This window comes from Dactylosporangium sp. NPDC051541, assembly GCF_044454505.1.
Taxonomy (GTDB): Bacteria; Actinomycetota; Actinomycetes; order Mycobacteriales; family Micromonosporaceae; genus Dactylosporangium.
Genome location: NZ_JBITDU010000013.1, coordinates 1 through 18,502, shown reverse-complemented (window position 1 = coordinate 18,502; position 18,502 = coordinate 1). Strand labels below are relative to the sequence as shown.

At 71.8% G+C, this 18,502-nt stretch carries 19 protein-coding genes; 10 read left to right on the top strand and 9 right to left on the bottom strand.

The features are described 5' to 3' along the window. Positions 1-66: 66 nt before the first annotated feature. The gene (locus ACIA8L_RS41590) at positions 67-2,727 is read right to left on the bottom strand and encodes a discoidin domain-containing protein (protein WP_395913417.1); all 2,661 of its coding nucleotides are present in this window, start codon (positions 2,725-2,727) and stop codon (positions 67-69) included. 337 nt (positions 2,728-3,064) lie between these two features. Here ACIA8L_RS41590 and ACIA8L_RS41585 point away from each other — a divergent pair, with 337 nt between their 5' ends. Both ACIA8L_RS41585 and ACIA8L_RS41580 read left to right on the top strand, forming a co-directional pair. Then, positions 3,065-4,186, top strand: coding sequence for a DUF418 domain-containing protein (locus tag ACIA8L_RS41585; RefSeq protein WP_395913415.1), 1,122 nt, complete (start codon positions 3,065-3,067; stop codon positions 4,184-4,186). After that, complete coding sequence (locus tag ACIA8L_RS41580; protein WP_395913413.1) at positions 4,183-4,980, top strand: sensor histidine kinase; 798 nt, start codon at positions 4,183-4,185, stop codon at positions 4,978-4,980. The genes ACIA8L_RS41585 and ACIA8L_RS41580 overlap by 4 nt, the downstream gene beginning before the upstream one ends. Here the strand turns inward: ACIA8L_RS41580 and ACIA8L_RS41575 are convergent. After that, a complete protein-coding gene (locus ACIA8L_RS41575) occupies positions 4,966-5,697 on the bottom strand; it encodes a dienelactone hydrolase family protein (protein WP_395913411.1) in 732 nt (243 codons plus the stop codon). The genes ACIA8L_RS41580 and ACIA8L_RS41575 overlap by 15 nt on opposite strands. Before the next feature lie 550 nt (positions 5,698-6,247). On the opposite strand from ACIA8L_RS41575, the gene ACIA8L_RS41570 reads away from it, so the two are divergent. Beyond that, positions 6,248-6,679 (top strand): hypothetical protein, encoded by a 432-nt coding sequence (locus ACIA8L_RS41570; RefSeq protein WP_395913410.1) that lies wholly within the window; start codon positions 6,248-6,250, stop codon positions 6,677-6,679. 77 nt (positions 6,680-6,756) lie between these two features. Here ACIA8L_RS41570 and ACIA8L_RS41565 read toward each other — a convergent pair whose 3' ends face one another. Both ACIA8L_RS41565 and ACIA8L_RS41560 read right to left on the bottom strand, forming a co-directional pair. After that, positions 6,757-7,674, bottom strand: coding sequence for an NADP-dependent oxidoreductase (locus tag ACIA8L_RS41565; protein ID WP_395913408.1), 918 nt, complete (start codon positions 7,672-7,674; stop codon positions 6,757-6,759). A 197-nt stretch (positions 7,675-7,871) separates the two neighbouring features. Continuing rightward, on the bottom strand, positions 7,872-8,528 hold the full coding sequence (locus tag ACIA8L_RS41560; RefSeq protein ID WP_395913407.1) for a LuxR C-terminal-related transcriptional regulator: 657 nt from the start codon (positions 8,526-8,528) through the stop codon (positions 7,872-7,874). 31 nt (positions 8,529-8,559) lie between these two features. Between ACIA8L_RS41560 and ACIA8L_RS41555 the strand changes: the two genes are divergently transcribed. Beyond that, entirely contained in the window at positions 8,560-9,132 is a 573-nt protein-coding gene (locus ACIA8L_RS41555) for an HD domain-containing protein (protein WP_395913405.1), read from the top strand. 204 nt (positions 9,133-9,336) lie between these two features. On the opposite strand, the gene ACIA8L_RS41550 is transcribed toward ACIA8L_RS41555, so the two are convergent. Further along, the gene (locus tag ACIA8L_RS41550) at positions 9,337-10,077 is read right to left on the bottom strand and encodes a winged helix-turn-helix domain-containing protein (RefSeq protein ID WP_395913404.1); all 741 of its coding nucleotides are present in this window, start codon (positions 10,075-10,077) and stop codon (positions 9,337-9,339) included. A gap of 62 nt (positions 10,078-10,139) precedes the next feature. Between ACIA8L_RS41550 and ACIA8L_RS41545 the strand changes: the two genes are divergently transcribed. Beyond that, a complete protein-coding gene (locus ACIA8L_RS41545) occupies positions 10,140-10,694 on the top strand; it encodes a dienelactone hydrolase family protein (protein ID WP_395913403.1) in 555 nt (184 codons plus the stop codon). On the opposite strand, the gene ACIA8L_RS41540 is transcribed toward ACIA8L_RS41545, so the two are convergent. After that, positions 10,691-11,605, bottom strand: a complete 915-nt coding sequence (locus ACIA8L_RS41540) for a hypothetical protein (protein WP_395913402.1) — start codon at positions 11,603-11,605, stop codon at positions 10,691-10,693. The two genes, ACIA8L_RS41545 and ACIA8L_RS41540, sit on opposite strands and share 4 nt — an antisense overlap. Beyond that, positions 11,595-12,911 carry a condensation domain-containing protein gene (locus ACIA8L_RS41535; protein WP_395913400.1) on the bottom strand — a complete coding sequence of 439 codons (1,317 nt, stop codon included), beginning with the start codon at positions 12,909-12,911 and terminating at the stop codon, positions 11,595-11,597. Before ACIA8L_RS41535 ends, ACIA8L_RS41540 begins: the two co-directional genes overlap by 11 nt. Positions 12,912-13,129: 218 nt before the next feature. On the opposite strand from ACIA8L_RS41535, the gene ACIA8L_RS41530 reads away from it, so the two are divergent. Both ACIA8L_RS41530 and ACIA8L_RS41525 read left to right on the top strand, forming a co-directional pair. Continuing rightward, the gene (locus ACIA8L_RS41530) at positions 13,130-14,035 is read left to right on the top strand and encodes a hypothetical protein (RefSeq protein WP_395913398.1); all 906 of its coding nucleotides are present in this window, start codon (positions 13,130-13,132) and stop codon (positions 14,033-14,035) included. Between the two features lie 78 nt (positions 14,036-14,113). Then, entirely contained in the window at positions 14,114-14,773 is a 660-nt protein-coding gene (locus tag ACIA8L_RS41525) for a DUF998 domain-containing protein (protein ID WP_395913396.1), read from the top strand. Here the strand turns inward: ACIA8L_RS41525 and ACIA8L_RS41520 are convergent. Continuing rightward, a complete protein-coding gene (locus ACIA8L_RS41520) occupies positions 14,724-15,122 on the bottom strand; it encodes a hypothetical protein (RefSeq protein WP_395913394.1) in 399 nt (132 codons plus the stop codon). The two genes, ACIA8L_RS41525 and ACIA8L_RS41520, sit on opposite strands and share 50 nt — an antisense overlap. A 139-nt stretch (positions 15,123-15,261) precedes the next feature. On the opposite strand from ACIA8L_RS41520, the gene ACIA8L_RS41515 reads away from it, so the two are divergent. The 3 genes from ACIA8L_RS41515 to ACIA8L_RS41505 all read left to right on the top strand — a co-directional run bounded on the left by ACIA8L_RS41515 (position 15,262) and on the right by ACIA8L_RS41505 (position 17,233). Next, complete coding sequence (locus ACIA8L_RS41515; protein WP_395913392.1) at positions 15,262-15,864, top strand: histidine phosphatase family protein; 603 nt, start codon at positions 15,262-15,264, stop codon at positions 15,862-15,864. A 72-nt stretch (positions 15,865-15,936) separates the two neighbouring features. Further along, positions 15,937-16,371, top strand: a complete 435-nt coding sequence (locus tag ACIA8L_RS41510) for a GNAT family N-acetyltransferase (RefSeq protein WP_395913390.1) — start codon at positions 15,937-15,939, stop codon at positions 16,369-16,371. A gap of 97 nt (positions 16,372-16,468) precedes the next feature. Beyond that, positions 16,469-17,233: a maleylpyruvate isomerase family mycothiol-dependent enzyme gene (locus ACIA8L_RS41505; protein WP_395913388.1), complete on the top strand. Its 765-nt coding sequence runs from the start codon at positions 16,469-16,471 to the stop codon at positions 17,231-17,233. A gap of 130 nt (positions 17,234-17,363) precedes the next feature. Here ACIA8L_RS41505 and ACIA8L_RS41500 read toward each other — a convergent pair whose 3' ends face one another. Further along, positions 17,364-18,332, bottom strand: coding sequence for a hypothetical protein (locus ACIA8L_RS41500; RefSeq protein ID WP_395913387.1), 969 nt, complete (start codon positions 18,330-18,332; stop codon positions 17,364-17,366). Positions 18,333-18,502: the final 170 nt, after the last annotated feature.

Sequence of the window (18,502 nt, the reverse complement as noted above, 5' to 3'; positions counted from 1 at the left end):
ATGGGAGCGGCCACCGGTCGTTGGTGCACCGGTGGCCGCGATACAGCAGTGGCGATCAGCGAGGGGTTACGGGTAGTTCACGACCTGGCGGGGGGTGGTGTTGCCGGCCGGGTTGGGGACCGGGCCGCCGGTGTCGTTGACGACGTTGGCGATGGTGCCGACGTCGCCCAGGGAGACCGTGATGACGCTGTGGAGGCGGACGCCGGTGCGGTTGGGGACTTCGAAGCCCCGGTCCACGCGGACGGCCGGGTTGGCGCTGAAGTAGCAGTAGACCCCGCCGCCCCACAGTTCGTGGTCGGTCACCGCGTCGGCGACCTTGTAGGCGGCGTAGCCGTTGCCCCGCGGGCCGATCCAGGCGGCCTGGTTGGGGACGTCGTACGGCTTCTCGTTCTGGAAGAAGATGGTCTTGCCGCGGTTGCCGTTCCAGATCACCTCGTACTTCTGATAATGCTCGACGAACAGGCCCGTCGCCAGGACGTCATCGCCGTTCACCACCAGGCCGGTGTCGCCGGTGTTGACGGTCCAGCCGGTCGGGGCGCCGCCGTGGTCGGCGCGCCAGGCCCAGATGTGGTCGATGATCGTGTCGTCGCTGTGCACGGCCAAGGTGGTGGTCGCCTTGCCCTGGACGCTGCTGCCGATGCGGAAGAAGACGTCCTGGATGCTGATCGGGTTGGCGGCGTGGTCGGTGTGGGCGCCGGCCTGGCCCACGCTCATCAGTGTCGGGCTGTTGGTCGTGCCGGCGTCGAACGTCAGGCCGCTGACCTTGACCCCGTCGACGTCGGCGATGTTCAGCGCCTCGACCCCGTTGTTCGGGATCAGGGTCGGGAAGCCGATGCCGGTGACGACGGTGTTCGGGCGGGTGACCCGGAGGGTCTGGTCGAGGGAGTAGGTGCCCGGGGTGAAGAACAGGTTCAGGCCCTGTGCGAGTGCGGTGTTGATCCGGGCCGCGCTGTCACCGGGCTTGGCGACGTAGAACTCGCGCATCGGGATCGACGAGCCGGCCGTGTTGGGCCAGGTGGCACCGGCCGAGTTGCGGCGGATGGAGGGCACGAAGACGCGGTAGAGGCCGGCGCTGTCGACGTACAGGTACGGCTTCTCCCGGGTGACCGGGGTCGTGGCGAGGGTGGTGTGCGGCGGGTTCGGGAACGCGTTGGGCGGGGCGCCCTGCACGCCGGAGTACACCATGTTCCACACGCCGCCGTCCCAGCCGGCGATCCGGCTGTCGCGGGTGTACCACTGCTGCTGCGACCCGGAGGACACGCGGCCGTCGACGACGGAGTCGGCCAGGTAGCCGCCGCTGGAGTAGCCCTGCCCGTTGTCCTGGTTGGACGGGGCCAGGGTCAGGTTGCCCTTGATGTGCACGCGGCGCATCGGGGCGGCCTGGGAGACGGCCCACCGGTCGGTGCCGCCCTCGGGGACGATCGACAGGTTCTCCATGCTGCGCCAGAAGTTCTGGGTCGCGTTGGCCTCGTCGCCGTAGTTCCAGCCGGAGTCGACGTTGACCGCGCCGTTGATCGTCACGTCGTCGGGGTTGAGGCCGAGACCGGCGATCGTGGTGTAGAAGCCGACGTTCGCCCACACCCGGCCGTAGGTGCCGGGCTTGAACAGGAACACGTACCGCTGGGTGCCGAACTGCGCGGTCGGGCTGCGCAGCTGCGCGTTGAACGCCTGGTCCACCGCGGCCTGGATGGTCGCCGCCGACGAGGACGAGTCGAAGATCCGCACGTTCGGGCCGAGGTCCGGGGTGTCGGAGGTGGGCAGGGCCGGGCCGCTGGGCGACGTCGACGGCGAGACCGACGGGCCGGAGCCGGTGAAGACCTGGAACTCCCAGAGGGAGTACCCCCACTGCGTGGCCCGCGCCGTGCCGTTCACGCGCACATAGCGGCCGGTCGTCGTCGTGACGGCCGGGGTCTGCACGCCGAGGGCGCCGGCGGTCGTGCCGGTGATGTTCGTCCAGCTGGTGCCGTTCGTTGACACCTGGATCTGGTACGCCGACGCGTACGCGGCCTCCCAGTTCAGCGAGACGCCGCAGACGGAGACGGCGGCGCCGAGGTCGACCTGCAGCCACTGCGGGTCGGCGGCGGCACTGGACCAGCGGGTGCCGGTGTTGCCGTCGAACGCGGCCGAGGCCGGCGTGCCGGCGTTCTCCGTGGAGGAGGCGGTCGCGGGCTTGCCCTGGGCCGCGTTCGTCGTGCCGCAGCCGCCCGGCGTGTCGGGAGTACCCCCGAAGACCTGGAACTCCCACAGCGACACGCCGTAGGCGGTGGCCTTCGCGGTCGCGTTGACGCGCACGTAGCGGCCGGAACCGGTGACCGCCAGGCTCTGCTGGCCGCCCGGGCCGGTCGTGGTCGAGTAGATGTTCGTCCAGGAGGTGCCGTCGGCGGAGGTCTGGATCTGGAAGGCGTTGGCGTAGGCCGCCTCCCAGTTCAGGGCGACCCGGGTGATCGACTGGGTGCTGCCGAGGTCGACCTGGATCCACTGCGGGACGGTGAAGGCGCTCGACCAGCGGGTGCCGGTGTTGCCGTCGGTCGCGGCACTGGCGGGGGTGCCGGCGTTCTCCGTCGACGAGGCGGTCGTCGGCTTGCCCTGTGACAGCAGGGTCTCGGCGGCGTCGGCGCGGGTCGTGACGACGAGGATGTAGGCGGCCAGCATGGCGGCGACCGCGGAAACGATGACGACCAGACGCAGGCGGCGTCGATGGCCGGGGCGGGGTTCCGACCACTCCATGGGAACTCCTTCGCAGAGCGGGGGTGTGAGAGAGCGCTCTCAGAACCGTCACTGTGAACGCCGCGTGCAGCAGTGTCAATGCGCCGCAAGGTGCCGTTAAGGCTTCACCAGTACCCGCCCACGAGCACCTCGGAGCGGTGCGGCGGCGCCCTGGCCTGCGGTGTCCGGCGCGATGTCGATGCCTGGGAGCGCTCTCCGCATGATTCTTTGACATTTGTGTGACGACTGGAAAGCCAAAGCGAAAGCAAAGCAGAAGCGTGGATAGGGGTACTACTACCACCGCGGCTGGGGCTCCACTGTCCTCGAAAGCCAGGCCGGTGATCGCGACGCTGAGGGCATGACCGTTCTCGAGCACCATCAGCCATCGACACGGGTGCTCGCGCCCGATCTGGCCCGCGGGGCCATGCTGCTGTTCATCGCCCTCGCCAACGCGGCCAACTGCGCGTTCGCCGGGCAGCCGGGGCTTGACCCGGCACCGCACGGACTCGGCCGGGTCGTCAACTTCCTCATGGCCACGTTCGTCGACGCGCGCGCCTATCCGGTCTTCGCGATCATGTTCGGCTACGGGCTCGTGCAGCTTTCGCGGCGGCAGTCGGATCGCGTGCTGTACCGCCGAAACGCCTGGCTCGTCGTGTTTGGACTCGCGCATGCGACGCTGTTGTACTTCGGGGACTTCCTCGGCGCCTACGGGATCGTCGGCCTCGTCGCGACCCTGCTGCTGGTGCGGCGTAGCGACAAGGTGCACCGGATCGTCCTGTGGCTGTGGGGCATCCAGACGGTCAACGCCGTGATCCTCGCCGTCATCGGGGTCCTCGGCTGGCAGGGCGGTACCACCGGCATCAGCAACGCACCGAATCCTTCGCTCGACGCACCGTCCTATTGGGACTCGCTGCTGGACCGGGTGGCCGAGTGGCCCGTGCACACCGCCTCCGTGCTGCCGTTCATCGTCATCGTCTGGCTCGGCATCTGGGCCGCCCGGCGCCGGGTCCTGGAGGAGCCCTCGCGGCACCGCCGGCTGCTGCGCCGGACGGCGTGGGTGGGGCTGGGGATCTCCACCGTGGGTGCGGCACCGTACGCGCTCATGTCGGCCGGGGTTGTGCACGCCTCGACCGGTACCGTCGAGGCCATGGCCCGGGTCCACGCGATCACCGGCGAGTACGGCGGCGCCGGGTACGTCGCCCTCTTCGGGCTGCTCGCCCTGCGCTTCGGCGGGCGGGCGCCGCGGATCCTCGCGCCCGTGGTGGCGCTCGGGCAGCGGTCGCTGAGCGGGTACCTGCTGCAGTCCGTCTGCTGGCTCGTGCTCTTCGCACCGTTCGCGCTCAACCTGGGCGGCACCTGGGCCGCCCTCGCCGCGGCGGTCGTGGTCTGGACGGTGTCGGCGCTCGCCGCGCACGCGCTCAGCGTGCGTGGGCAGCGTGGCCCGGCCGAGGTACTGCTGCGGAAGTTCGCCTACCGATGAGACGCGCCGTGGTGCTCGCCGCCGTCGTCACCGTCGCCGATCTGCTGGTGTGGGTGCTGACCGGCGGCGGGTACTTCTGGCCGGCCTGGGAGATCCTCGCCCTCGCCGTCCTGCTCGGCGGGTGGGCCTGGCTGCGGCGGCGGGAGGCGGCGCTGACGTTCCGTGTCGCCGCCCTGACCCGGTCCCGGCGGGGCGCGGTCGACCGGCAGGCGGCCGAGCTGAAGCGGGTCGAGCGCGATCTGCACGACGGCGCCCAGGCCCGGCTGGTCTCGCTGTCGCTGACCCTGGGCCTGGCCGGGAGCCTGGTCCGGGTCGACCCGGACGCGGCCGCGCAGCTCGTCGAGGAGGCCCGGACCACGGCCGTCGCGGCGCTGGACGACCTGCGGGCGGTCATGCACAGCATCCACCCGGCCGTCCTGGCCGACCGCGGCCTGCACGACGCCGTCCGGGCCCTGGCCCTCGACCTGCCGGTCCCGGTGACGGTGGACGGCGACCCGCCGCCGGACCTGTCCCCGGCGGCGGAGACGGCGGCCTATTTCGCGGTCGCCGAGTGCCTCGCCAACGTCGTCAAACACAGCGACGCCACCGCGGTTGTCATTTGCTTCGGGGGTACTGCCACCACGCCGCACATCACCGTGACCGACAACGGCCGTGGCGGCGCGTCCCTGGCCGCCGGCACCGGATTGCGCGGCATCGCCGAACGCCTGGACGCCGTCGACGGCACGCTGCGGCTGGACAGCCCGCCCGGCGGCCCGACGACCGTGCGGGTCAGCCTGCCGTCAGCGCCCGCGTAGGAACGACACCGCCTCGGCCAGCCCCAGGTCGGTCAGCCGCGGATCGTAGCGCCCGCCGACGTCCCGCATGAACGCGTGCTCCCCCTGCGCGTAGACGTGCAGCTCGAGGTCGTCGTGCCCGGCCGAATACAGCGAGTCGAGGATCCGCACCCGGGCCGCCGCCGGCACGTGCGGGTCCTGCGCCCCGAAGATCACCATGAGCCGCCCCTGGATGTCTCCCGCCGCCGCGAGGGACCCGGGGTCGTCGGCGCCGAGCTTCCCGTCGTGCAGCCCGGTCGGGTAGAAACAGACGGTGGCCGTGACCCGCGGGTCGAGGGCGGCCCGGAACGCCAGGTGCCCGCCGATGCAGAACCCGGCCGCCAGCAGTACGGCAACGTCGTCGCGCCCGGCCAGGTAGTCCAGGACGGCCACGCGGTCGGCGTCGAACTCGGCGGTCGTGGTGGCCTCCGCCGCCGCCAGCCCGGCCCGCTTGCCGTCATCGTCGAACTCGAGCGCGACCCCGGCCAGCTCCCCCCGCGGATAGATCTCCGGAACGCAGACGAGCATGCCCTCGGCCGCCAGCCGCCGCGCGGTGCGCAACGTGGACTCGGTGAGCTGAAAGATGTCGGTGTAGAGCAGCAACCCCGGCCACGGCCCGCCGCCGACCGGGGTGATGATTCGAACCCGGATCGCATACCCGTCGGCGGCCACCGAGACATCTGCTTCGCGCACCTTCATGCCACGAGACCCTACCGCTGCGGCCTTTGGAATCTCTCAGTTCGGCTCAGCCGGGGCACAGGCCGGGCGTCGAGACTGCCGGGTATGCGATCGACGGTCTGGCCCGCGGGGGCGGCTACGGCGTGCACCGCACTGTTCGGCATCGGTACCGGCATCGGGGCCCTCCTCGGCCACGACGACTTCGCCGGCTTCCCGCACACGGCCTGGCCCGGCGCGGCCCTGCTGCTGCTCGCGAGCGCGGCCGTGCTGACCGGCCGCCGGTGGGCGGTACTGCCGCTGGCCGCCGTCCTGCTCGCCGGCAGCTGCTGGCTGCTGCTCAACCTCGTCGAACTCGCCCTCACCGGCACCGTCACCGACCGCCACGGCGACCCCGACTGGCCCGCGTTCCTGCAACGCCTCGCCCTGACCGCGGCCGGCGCCCTGCTCGTCGCCGCCGTCCTGCGCCCCCGCCCGCCCGGCGTGTGGCGTCCACCCGCCGCCACACGCCGCCCCGGCCCGGATCCGCTGGATCGCCTACGCCGGGTGTCTCGCGTGGCTGCCGTACGGGGGCGTGCACCTGCTGTCCGCGGCCGGCGTGCCCGGCCTCGAGCCCGAGGGATACCGACCGACCGCGAGCATGGCCGTCGCCCTCGGCGCCGGCCTCGGCCTGGCCGTGTTCCTGCTGCTCGGCCTGGTCCGCCCGTGGGGCATGGCCTTCCCCCGCTGGACACTGTGGCTGGCCGGCCGGCGCGTGCCCCGCTTCCTGCCGATCGTCCCGGTCTGGCTCATCGCCCCCACGTTCGTGCTGTACGGCCTGGGCGCCGCCGTCTACGTCACCCTGCTCCTGGCCGGCGTGCTGGAGTGGCACGGCCGCAGCGGCTTCGCCGCACTGGCCTACATCGGCATAGCCCAGCCGCTCTCCTTCGCCGGCTACGGCCTGGCCCTCACCACCTGCGCGATCTCCTACCAGCTCCGCACCCGCCCGGTCAGCCGCCGCGGGTAGTCGTCGGTCGGCCGGAACGCTTCGGACATCGCCCCGCTCGGCGGATATGTCCGCCTCCCCTTCGAGTTGATTGGTTGTCATGGACGGACGCGGATGACCGTCTTGCCGTTGCTCCGCCCGGCCGGATTGAGCGCGGCGACAGCGTCCCCGAGCCCCGCGACGGTGCCGATGTTGGTCCGCAGCCGTCCGTCCCGCACCCGCTGGACGATCTCCCCCAGCTGCGCGCGATCGGCCTCGACGACGAAGTCCACCGCCAGCCCTTCGGCGGGCCGCGACTCGACCGGCCCGACAACGGACACCAGCGTCCCACCGGCCCGGATCAGGTTCGCGGACCGCCTCTGCACATCGCCACCGATGACGTCGAACACCAGGTCGACACCGCCGACATCAGCCAGGGAGTCGCCATCGAGGTCGAGAAACTCCTGCGCCCCGAAGTCAAGCACCTTCTGCCGGTCGGCCCCCCGCCCGGTGCCGATGACGTACGCCCCGGCCTCCCGTGCAAGCTGCGTCACCATCGTCCCCACGGCACCGGCGGCACCGTGCGCAAGCACACGCTGCCCCGCCCGGAGCCGCCCATGCTCAAACAGCCCCTGCCACGCCGTCAGCCCCGAGATCGGCAGGCCGGCGCCCACCACGAAGTCGACATCACCCGGCAACGGCGCCAGGTTGCGCGCCTCGACCGCCACGAACTCGGCCAGAGTCCCGTCCCGATGCCAGTCCGTGAGTCCGAAGACCCGCTGCCCAACGGACAGACGCGTCGTGCCGTACCCGAGCACCGCGACCACGCCGGCCACCTCATGCCCAGGAATCGCCGGCGCCCGATCCCGCCCGGCCCGATCGCTCCAGGTCGAGGGCCACTCCAGCTCGGTCGGCACGTAACCCGACGCGTACACCTCGACCACGACGTCGTTGATCGCCGCCGCCGGCTCCGGCCGCTCCATCAGCCGCATCCCGGCCGTCCCAGCGGCCTGGTCGGTCACCACGATCGCCTTCATCCGGCACCCCCTCCCCCGGCGTCCGCCGAGGTCGTCGACCAGCCCGAGTGCCTACCCGCCCGAGTGGACCACAAACTCACCGTTTCCCGTCCATCGGCAAGAGCTACGGAGCCGCGTGATGTTGCGCTGGATGTGCACATCGAAGCATCGTCGGTATTCGGACCGTTCACATCCGGGGAATGCCGAAGGCACGGATCTCAGTTGGGCTGTTCGCCTTCCAGGTAGGCGAGCACGGCCAGGACACGGCGGTTGTCGTCTTCCGAGTTTTGCAGGCCTAGCTTCGCGAAGATGTTGTTCGTGTGCTTCGCCACGGCCTTCTCGGTGATGAACAACGCGGTGCCGATGGCGGCGTTGGAGCGGCCCTGGGCCATGTGGGACAGGACCTCGCGTTCGCGGGCCGTCAGGCGGTCCAAGGGGAGCGTTCGCTCGCGGCTGTCCAGGAGTTTCGCGACCACCTTCGGGTCCAGGGCGGTGCCGCCGGCGGCCACGCGCTGGACCGCCGCCACGAAGTCGGTCACGTCGGAGACGCGGTCCTTCAGCAGGTACCCGATGCCGCCCCGGCCGTCGGCGAGGAGTTCGCGGGCGTACAGGCGCTCCACGTACTGCGACAGGACCAGGATCGGCAGGCCCGGGATCTCGGCGCGGGCGGCCAGGGCGGCGCGCAGGCCCTCGTCGGTCTGGGTCGGCGGGAGGCGGACGTCGACCACGGCCACGTCCGGCTTCCGGGTCAGCAGTTCGCGCAGCAGATCCGGGCCGGTCCCGACGGCGGCGACCACCTCGAAGCCGTGTGCCTCCAGGAGGCGGATCAGGCCGTCTCGGAGCAGGGTCAGATCCTCGGCCACGACTACTCGCACCGGACCACCCTACAAACAGTACGTTGAAGCTGTGAACATCCCCACCGACGACGAGATCCGGGCCCTGCACGAGCGCCTCGCCCCGACCCCGGCCGCGTTCGACCTGGTCTACACGCACTGCCAGATCGTCGCCCGGATCGCGGCGGGCCTCCCGGCGTATGGTGCCGACCCCGCACTCGTGCGGGCCGGCTGCCTGCTGCACGACATCGGCGTCTACCGGCTCGCGCCCGAGGAGGCGTACGTCCGCCACGGCCTGCTCGGCCACGAGGCCCTCGCCGAGCTCGGCTTCCCGGACACGGTGGCCCGGTTCTGTTCCCACCACACCGGCGTCGGCATCACCCGCGAGGACGTCGCGGCGCAGGGACTGCCGCTGCCGCCCGACGATTATCTCGCCGACACCCCGGAAGAGCGGCTCGTCATGTACGCCGACAAGTTCCACAGCAAGTCGAGCCCGCCGCGCTTCGTGACCGCCGCGACGTTCACGGCCATGACGGCGGAGCGCTTCGGCGAGCACAAGGCCACGGCGTTCAAGGCGATGGTCGCGCAGTACGGCGAGCCGGACCTCGCCCCGCTCGCCGCCGAACACCGTCACCTGCTCATCTGAGCGGACAGGCCTGGGCTGGGCGGATGCAGGATCACGGGCCGGGGCCGCCGCCGGTCGGTCAGCTGCTGATCGGGCCGGCCCGGCGGCGGTCGCGCTCAACACGTTCACCAACTCCTGCGACTCGGTCGGGCCGACGACGCTGGACTTCCCGGCCGGGCCCGGCGTGACCGTCGGCCGCTGACGTCGGGGGACGCTCAGGTCCCGCTACAGCGCGAAGCCGGCCAGGAGGCGCCCCAGGCCGGTCTCGAACGCGCGGTCGTCGCCGCCGAGGTTGAGGGCGCTGCCCCGCACAAAGTTGGCGGCGGTGGCGGCGATGGCGCGGGCCTCGGCCGGCCCGGCCAGGGCCTCGGCGGCCCAGTCGGTGTGGGCGGCGACGTGCGGGGCGAGCTGGGGCTGCTTGAAGGAGACGGTGACGGCGAGCCAGGGGTGGCGGCGGTACATCGACCACTGCAGCCGGCACAGCGACTCCAGCCGCGCCCGTGGTCCGCCCCGCGCGTCCACGGGTGGCGGATGCGCCGCGAAGACGGTGTCCGACATGAGCGTCACCAGCTGGCCGCGGTCCCGGACGTAGCTGAGCAGCCACACGTTGGCCTGGTCGAACTCCATCGCCACCCGGCGCATCGACAGCACGGCCAGGCCCTCGGCGTCGGCGATCGCGATGGCGGTGCGGACCACCTCGGCCCGGGTCTCGGCGCCCTCGGCCATGACGAACGCGGTCTCGGCGGTGCCGGCCCCCTCGGCGACGACCAGGCCGCGCCCCTTCGGCGCCCGCTCGGCCAGGCCGTCGTGGCGCATCATGGTGAGCGCCCGGTAGGCCGGGCCCATCGACACGCCCCACTCGCTCATGAGGTCCTTGGCGGCCGGCAACGCCTGGCCCGGGGCCAGCTCGCCGTCGACGATCCGCCGGCGCAGCTCCGCGACGATCCGCTCCGCTTTGCGCGCCACGCCGCCTCCTCAGGCAGTACCCCCGCGGGCAACTCTACGCGGAGCGTTTTAAGGTGGTCGGCATGGCCGAAGTTGTACTGTTCCACCACCTGCGCGGCTTGACCGACGGGGTGCGGGCGCTCGCCGACGGGCTGCGGGCCGGTGGGCACACCGTGCACACGCCCGACCTGTTCGGCGGCGTGCGGCCCGACTCCCTCGAAGCGGGGGCGGCCCTGGCGAAGGAGATCGACGAGCGGGACTGGTCCGAGTTCGACGGCCTGGTCTACGCCGGGGTGTCGTGGGGCGTCATGCTCGCGCAGCGCCTCGCCCAGACCCGCCCCGGCGCCCGCGGCGCGCTGCTCTACGAGGCGTGCCTGCCGGTCACCGGCGAGTGGGCGATCGGACCGTGGCCGCAGGGCGTGCCGGTGCAGATCCACGGCATGGACGACGACCCGTTCTTCGCGCGCGAGGGTGACCTCGAGGCCGCCGAGGCACTGATCAAAAGCACGAGCCGGGCGCAATTGTACGTCTACAAAGGCGATCGGCACCTCTTCACCGACAGCACCCTGCCGTCCTACGACGCCGACGCCACCGCCCTGGTCCTCGAGCGCTCACGCGCCTTCCTCGACGCCCTTTAGGACGCGGCGAGCCGGGCCGACTCGTCGGCGAGCATCCGCTGCTGGCGCAGTACCCGCGGCGGGACGAGCACCTCCCGCGGGCCGGCCGCGGTGAACGGCAGCCGGTCGGTGCCCAGCGCCCGCAGCACCGCCCGCTCGACGAGGGAGTGCTCGGCGGGGTCGGCCCGGTCGAAGCGCATCGGCTCGGCCAGGGTCACCGGCGGGTTGGTGATGACCCGGACCGCCCGCAGCACGTTCTGCGCCCGCGCGTGCAGGATGAACGGGTGCAGCAGGTACACGTCGCCGACCGCACCGGTGGCCTCGACGAACTCGCCGCAGCCGGCGATCAGGTCCGCGTAGTCGAACACGGCCGGCACGGAGCCGCCGGGCGGCGCGTCGACACCGGGCGGATAGACGCCGGCGGGGTGCTCGGCCAGGAACCGGGCCACCGGCGCCACCGAGTCGGCCGCCACGAACGTCGCCCCGCCCTGGTGCCGCACGTCGGACCACAGCACGAGGGTCAGCAGCCCCTGCTCGGGCGAGTCCAGGAAGTGCCGGAAGAAGTCGCCGTCCTTGTGCCAGCCCGGCGCGTCCGCGGAGGCGTCGGCCCACGGCCGGTCGGCGCCCTCGCCGAGGTTGACGATGAACCCGTCGTTCCACTGGTGCGGGTGCGTCGCGGCGATCCGCTGCGGCCCGCCGACGAGGTCGCAGATGGCCGCCCACGCCTTCGGGGCGAACGTGGCCACGTCGATGGTGCGGTGCCCGGGCATGTGCACCGACGGCTCGGCCCACGTGGACGGGTCTTGCGGGTCATAGCCGAGCCGGGTCCAGAGCGTGCGGGTGTACTCCTCCGCGTCGGACCGGCTGAAACAGTTCCGGACGACGATGTAGCCGCGGGTGAGGAAGTGTTCGGTGTCGGCATCACTGAGCAACGGTCGGCTCTCCTTCACTGGCGGCGTCGACCAGGACCGTCTCCAGGTCCCGGGCGAACGCCTCGATCCCGTCCGGCCCCAGCGCGTGGGTGTCGGCCAGGATCGCGACGTCGACCGCGTCCGTGCCGTCGGCGGCCGCGTCGAGGTTGACGATCATGGTGTAGGTCAGCGCGTCGAGCTTGCGGCTCCACCAGCTGGTGGTCGCCTTGACCTCGCCGGCCGCGGGCATCGCCGCGGCGGCCGGGTCGGCGGCGGCGGTGTTCCCGGGCCGCCGGTCGTTGACGAGGTAGGCGATGTCACGCGGCACCCGCTCCAGCAGCGCGGCGAGCGCGGCCGGGTCGTAGTACCCGTGCATGAACGCGTTCGTGGCCGCGTTCCAGGCCCGGCGCACCACGTCGTCGAAGGGCCCGTCCACGTCGATGACGCAGAGCCCGTTCTGGACGAGCAGGCCGACGACGTCCGCGTAGCCGGGCCGGAACCGGTTGCCGACCACCAGCTGGGCCGCGACCGGTGTGCCCCCGGTGGGCCGGGCCCGGGCCACAGCATAGGCGGCGAGGGCCACGAACGTCGACTCGATGCCGGTGCGGTGCGTGATGGCCCGCAGGGCGAGGTGGATCGCCGGCGAGCGGATCGTGAGCTCCCAGAACCGGGGCTCCCGCGCGTCGCCGTGTGCTGCCACCCGCGGCGCGGGCAGGGACAGCAGGAGCTGCTCCCAGTACCGTAGCGACTTCTTGCTTTTGTTGATGCCGGCCGGCGTCCGCTCCCTGGCCGCGATGGCCAGCGGGGTGAGGCTCTCCCGGGGACTTCCGCCGTCGTCGAGGTGGGCGAGGTCGCGCACGAGCTCGTCGATCCCGAAACTGTCGACGGCGAGGTGGCAGTACACGAGCACGACGTGACTGACCGCCCCGCCGCACCGCACGACCCCCATCCGCACCGGCCACTCGGCGGCGTACTCGAACGCCACGCCGAGGTATCGCTCCCGCAACGTTTCGGCCGCCACCCCCGGGTCGGATTCCGCGTCGACGACCTCGACGACCGCCTCCCCCGCCGCCGCCACGACCTGCCGCGGCGGGCTGTCCGGGGTGAACCGGAGCCGGGTGCGCAGCGCCGGGTGCCGGCTCATGAGGAACCGGAGGGTGCGGGTCATGGCTTCGACGGTGGTGCCCGGCGGCAGCGCGACGGTCCCCCCGATGTTCATGGACCGCCCGGACTCCAGCATGGTCCGCCACATCATGCCCTGCGCCCACGTCATGGGCCCTTCGCCGGCGCCCTCCCCTTGGAACGGCACCAGGATGCGGCTCGTCACCCACCCATCGTCGACCGCCCATGGCGACGCGGTCAAGGAATAGTTGCCGCTCGAAACCTGAAAGCGTTCCGAAACAAGTTTCGAACCGCTCCGCCGGTAGCCCATCGGCCCACATGAGTGGCCGATCGATGCATGTACACCGGGTGATGCTCCGAGTACACATGATGTGCGCCCGGATCTGAGCGTTCGCCGGACCCTACGTCCCGGGAGGATGACCGGTGAGTGAGCAGGAAACCGCACCCGAGCAGCCACAACCGAAGCCGCGACGGCGAGCGTTGACGTGGACGAGCATCGGCGGGATCGTCGGCGCCGCCAGCCTCGTCGTCGCCATGCTGGCCTGGTGGTTTCCGCAGTCGCCCAGCGCCGACAACGCCGCCGGCAAACCGACCGCACCGGTGGCGACGGGTACGGCCGGCAGCGCCGGCACGGTGGCGGCACCGTCGGTGGTGCCGTCAGTGGTGCCGTCGGTGAGTTCCAAGACCTCCAAGGACCTGCCGTTCACGGCCACGGTCACGGTCAACGAGCACGCGTGCGAGGGCTCGACCGGATACCACGTGGTGCCGCCCGAGCGGGTCGCCGCCGTGAAGCCGCGCCAGGCCGAGATCCCGGACCCGGCGCTGGTCGGCGCGCCCGACGCGATGTACACCGATGTGCTCATCACGCTGCAGGGCCGGCCCGGCGTGACGACGGTACTGTCCGGGATGACCGTGCACGTGGTCCGGCGCGGCACGCCGGCCGGGGTGGCCTACCACGACGGCGACGTCGAGTGCGGGGGCCTCGAACCGGCCTACTTCGGCATCGACCTCGACAAGCCCAGCCCGCGCGCCGTGGCGATGGCGGGCCCGCTCGGCGACGACCCGGCCCGGCCGTTCCCGTTCAAGGTCTCCGAGTCCGACCCCGAGGTCTTCCACGTCTACGGCATCACCCACACGTGCGACTGCCTGTGGTACGTCGACATCAACTGGTCCAGCGGCAGCAACACCGGCTTCCTGACCATCGACGACTCCACGCACCCGTTCCGCACCATCGGCGCCGACGACCTCCAGGTCGTCGACCTCACCCAGGACTACACGAGCTGGAAGGCCCCCGAGAAGAAGCCGTTGTACACGCCGAAGCTCGCATGAGCGCCGACCGCCGTCCAACGGCCGGATCTGCCGTTCGGTAGATGCGGGGCCGCCGGCCCCGGCCGCACGCTTACCGGCATGAGATCATTATCCGTCCGGTCGGGTGCGGCGTGCTGGCTGCTCGCCGCCGTCATCTTCCTCGTTGCCCAGCTCGTGGTGCAGGCGGCCTGGGCCGAGCCGTACAGCTGGGCCGATCACAACATCAGCGACCTCGGCAACGTGACCTGCGGCCCCTGGGGCGACGACCCGCGGTACGTGTGCTCGCCGCGGCATGCCTGGATGAACGCCGCACTGATGGTGTCGGGACTGCTGCTGACGGCCGGGGTGCCGCTGCTGCGCCGGTACTGGCGGACCCGGGCCGCGCCGGCGCTGCTACTGGCCGCGGCCCTGGGCTGGACACTGGTCGGCTTCGTGCCGGCCGACGTGCGGCTCGGGTGGCATCTGCTCGGCGCGGTCCTCATCTTCTTCGCCGGCAACACGGGCCTGCTCCTGGTCGGCCGCACCGGCTGGCCCGCGTCGCTGCGCCGGCTCGCGGTGGTGGCCGGCGCGCTGGGCCTGGCCGCGGCGGCGCTGCACCTGTCGGGCACCTACCTCGGGCTCGGCCTGGGCGGCACCGAGCGGGTCGCCGCCTTCGCCGTGCCGCTGTGGATGGCCGCCGCCGGTCTCACCGTTCTGCGGGGCCGTGCCATCAGGGGGTCGGCGACGGCACGGGGTAGCGACGGACGGTGGTGGCGATGACGACCACGCCCGCCGGGTCGGCGACGCCGTACTGCCGCAGCGCGGCCCGGTCGAGGCGGTCAGTGGCGCCGGACACCGTGACGAGGTCGTCGACGAAGACGGTCACCGCCGCGGCGGACACCACGACCTGCCCGGCGGGCGGCAGATCGGCGTCGTCCACGACGAAGGCATGCTCCCCGTACACCCGACTGACAACGGCCGTCAGCTCAACCCGCACACCCGCCCGCAACTCCCGCTGCACGGCCGGCCGCGAAGCCGGGTGCGTCGGCTCCCCGTCCCCCTTGCCCCCAGTACACGCAGCGGTCAGCACCACCAGCGCCAACGGCAGCAGTGCATCGACACACCTCACTACTCCAGCGTACCGCCCGACCCGGCGACCGGACGGCGACATCCATGCGACAACGTTGAACGTTGATGTGGGCGGGTGCATCGGCGCTCCGGTGATCTATCGTTCCCGTCACCGGACCGCGATCGGAGGATGTTTGTCGATGGGTCAGACACGGCTGTACCTGGTTCGGCACGGCGAGCAGGACCCGACGGCCGGTCATGCCCCGGACGGTGGCCTTTCACCGCTCGGCCGCGAGCAGGCCGACCGGCTGGGCCGGCGGCTGCGGGCCGTGCCGTTCTCGGCCGTCCATTGCAGCCCGCTGGCCCGGGCGGCCCAGACCGCCGACATCGTCGGAGGCCATCTTCCACGGGTACCGCGGCACCACTGCGAATTCGCCGCCGACCGGACGCCGGTGCCCTCCCCACGGCATCGTGATCTGTACCCGGACCGGTGGCTGCCCTGGCTCGACAGCGTGCCCGACGAGGAGCGCGATGAGGACGCCGTCACACTCCGGACCGCTGTCGAGCACTTCGGGGTCACCGGCGAGGAGGACCGCTGCGAACTACTCATCACCCACAACTTCGTCATCGGCTGGTTCGTCCGCCACGCGCTGGACGCTCCAGCGTGGCGATGGATAGGCCTCAACCAGGCCAACTGCGCCATCACCATCGTGCAGTGGGAGCCCGACCGGCCGGCGACACTCGTGAGCTTCAACGACACGGGTCACCTCCAGCCCGGCGGCCCCGCAGCGATCAGAAGGTGACGAGCCAGGCCGGCCGGCTCCGGACAGGTGCGTCGGAACACACCGATGGCCGCCGTCGGTCACACTGGATCGATGATTGCTGTCGCTCCGCTGCGGCCCGAAGATCGTGAGACCTGGGAGACACTGTTCACCGGCTACAACGCCTTCTACGACCGTAGCTGGCCGGCCGAGCGCTATGAGCAGGCCTGGCAAGCGTTCACGCGGGCGGAGACGATGCACGCACTCGGTGGCCGGTTGGACGGCCGTCTGGCCGGCATCGCTCACTTCCTGGTTCACCCCAGCACCACGTCATCAGACCTGTGCTACCTGCAGGATCTGTTCACCGACCCGGACGTCCGCGGGCGGGGCGTCGGCCGGAGCCTGATCGAGGCGGTGTCGGCGTGGGCCGGCGAGCAGGGTTGCGCACGTCTCTACTGGCACACCCAACGGCACAACGACACCGCCCGCCGCCTGTACGACCAGCTCGGCGAACACCGCGACCTCATCGTGTACACCCGGCCGGTGTAGCCGATCCGCCGGCGGTTCGCCGGCTGGGCCGCGTTGCTTCGCGCCGGGGGCGAGAAAACCGGTGGCGAGTGGTCGGGTCGGGTGCTAGGAAGCCGCAGTGGAAGCAACGTTGGAGTTCCCTGACCTGTTGCGGCTGATGCAGGACCGATCGACCGCATTCCAGGCGGCGGTCGCCGCGGCGCCCAGCCTCGACGTGCAGGTGCCGACCTGCCCCGAGTGGACATTGCTCGACCTGGTCCAGCACCTGGTGGAAGGGCGCCGCAAATGGGCCGCCATCGTCGCCGCGGGGCCGGCCGATGCTCCCGCGGTCGTGTCCGCGCCGGAGGCGCCCCGGGAGCGCGACGCCGTGCTGCACTGGTTCGCCGACTCGGTGCGGGAGCTGCTGGACGCGCTGCGGGAGGCCGGACCGGACCGTGCCTGCTGGACGTGGTGGGGCACCTCGCAGTCGCCGCAGACCAGCGGTGCCGTCGCCCGCCACCAGCTCCAGCAGCTCGCCGTGCACACCTACGACGCCCAGGTCACGGTGGGCGCCCCGCGGCCACTGTCCAGCGAGGTGGCGCTCGACGGGGTCGACGAGTTCCTGACCACGTGCTGCGCGGGAACGGAACCCTGGCCGCACGAGCCCGTGGTCGTCGACTACCACACCACCGAGGGCCGCTCATGGCGCCTGCGGGTCTCCGACGGCCACACGCGCGCCGACCGGCTCCCGAACGGCGCCACCGCCGGTGACGGCCTGGAGCCGGCTGACGTAGCCGCCTGGGGCACCGCGAACGAGCTCGTCATGTTCTTCTACGGCCGGATCCGCTCGGAGTCGCTGCGTACCGAGGGCGACCGGGGCATCCTCGACCGGCTCCACGCCTAGGGCCGGGATCGTGCCCAAGCTCGGCGTTGTCAGCCGGGAACCGGCGGCCGCCAACACCCGCGACTACGGCCGGCGCTGATCTGCGAGGGGCTCCGGCATGGGCCCGCCCGTGGCGGGGAACTCGGGTGGTTCAGTGCGGCTGTGGCAGGAAGCGGTGCCGGGCGAGGGCGACTGTCGTCTCGGCTGCGAGGACGGCGACGAACGCGGTGATGGCGAGGATGACGAGCCAGGCCCAGAGCCGGTAGCCCGGCGGGTGGGCGTATGCGACCCAGTGCAGCGCGAAGGTGGCGACCGCTGTATATGGGAAGGCGTACGCCCAGAATCCGGAGCTGAAGTGCAGGTGGCGGTACACGCCGATGAGCCGGAGCTGGATGAGCGCGGCCAGGAGCGTATAGCCGGCGAGCGCGAAGGCGACGGCGTCGGCCTTGCCGTGGGTGAGGACCAGGTACGCCAGGCCCGCGAGGGCGGGCGGCCCCGCCCCGATCGCCAGCGTGGGTCGCAGTTGCGGGGGAAGCGGCGGGCGGAAGAACAGGCGGGCCAGGATCATCGGCTCGAGGACGAGCCACGACACGAGACCGAGGCCGAAGAACACCCGGGCGGGGCCTGACCAACCGGCGAGGGCCGCGCCCATGGTGGCGACGAATCCGCCGGCGGCGGTGGGCAGCACGTATCCGGGGTGCAGTCGGTCCAGGTCGAGACCGCCGAGGATCCATTGGCCGGTCAGCCACCCGGCCAGCACGATCGTGGCCGCGGCGAACACCCCGAACAACCATTGACCCGCCGCGCGATCGTGTCGCATCAGGCCGATGGCCAGCAGCATGCCGACGATCGGGATCAGCGCGACGAACGGTCCCAGCACCGGGTCGGTCAGTTCGGCGGACCAGCCGCCGGGTCGCCGCGGCACCTGCACGACATAGCCGGCGAGGAGCGCCAGCCAGACCACGGCACTCGACACGCACAGGATGTCCGAAACGAACGCGGGTGTGAGCCGCAGCAGCGCGGCGTAGCCCCAGCAGCCGGCCAGGCCGATCAGGCCGTACGCGATGCCGAACAAGTTCGGGGTGATCCCGGCGTGTGGCTCGCTCGTCCGTGTGCTCACGGCGGCGGACTACCCTGCGCCGCGGCGATTATCCCGCGCCGGCGCCGCGGCCGGGCCCACGCGCGCGCGTCGGGCTAGTACTGCAACGGCGGGTCGTGTCCTACGGCGGTTCGAGTCGTTTGCGGTAATGAGCGGCTCGGGCCTGTGCTTGCCTGCGTCTACGCCATCGT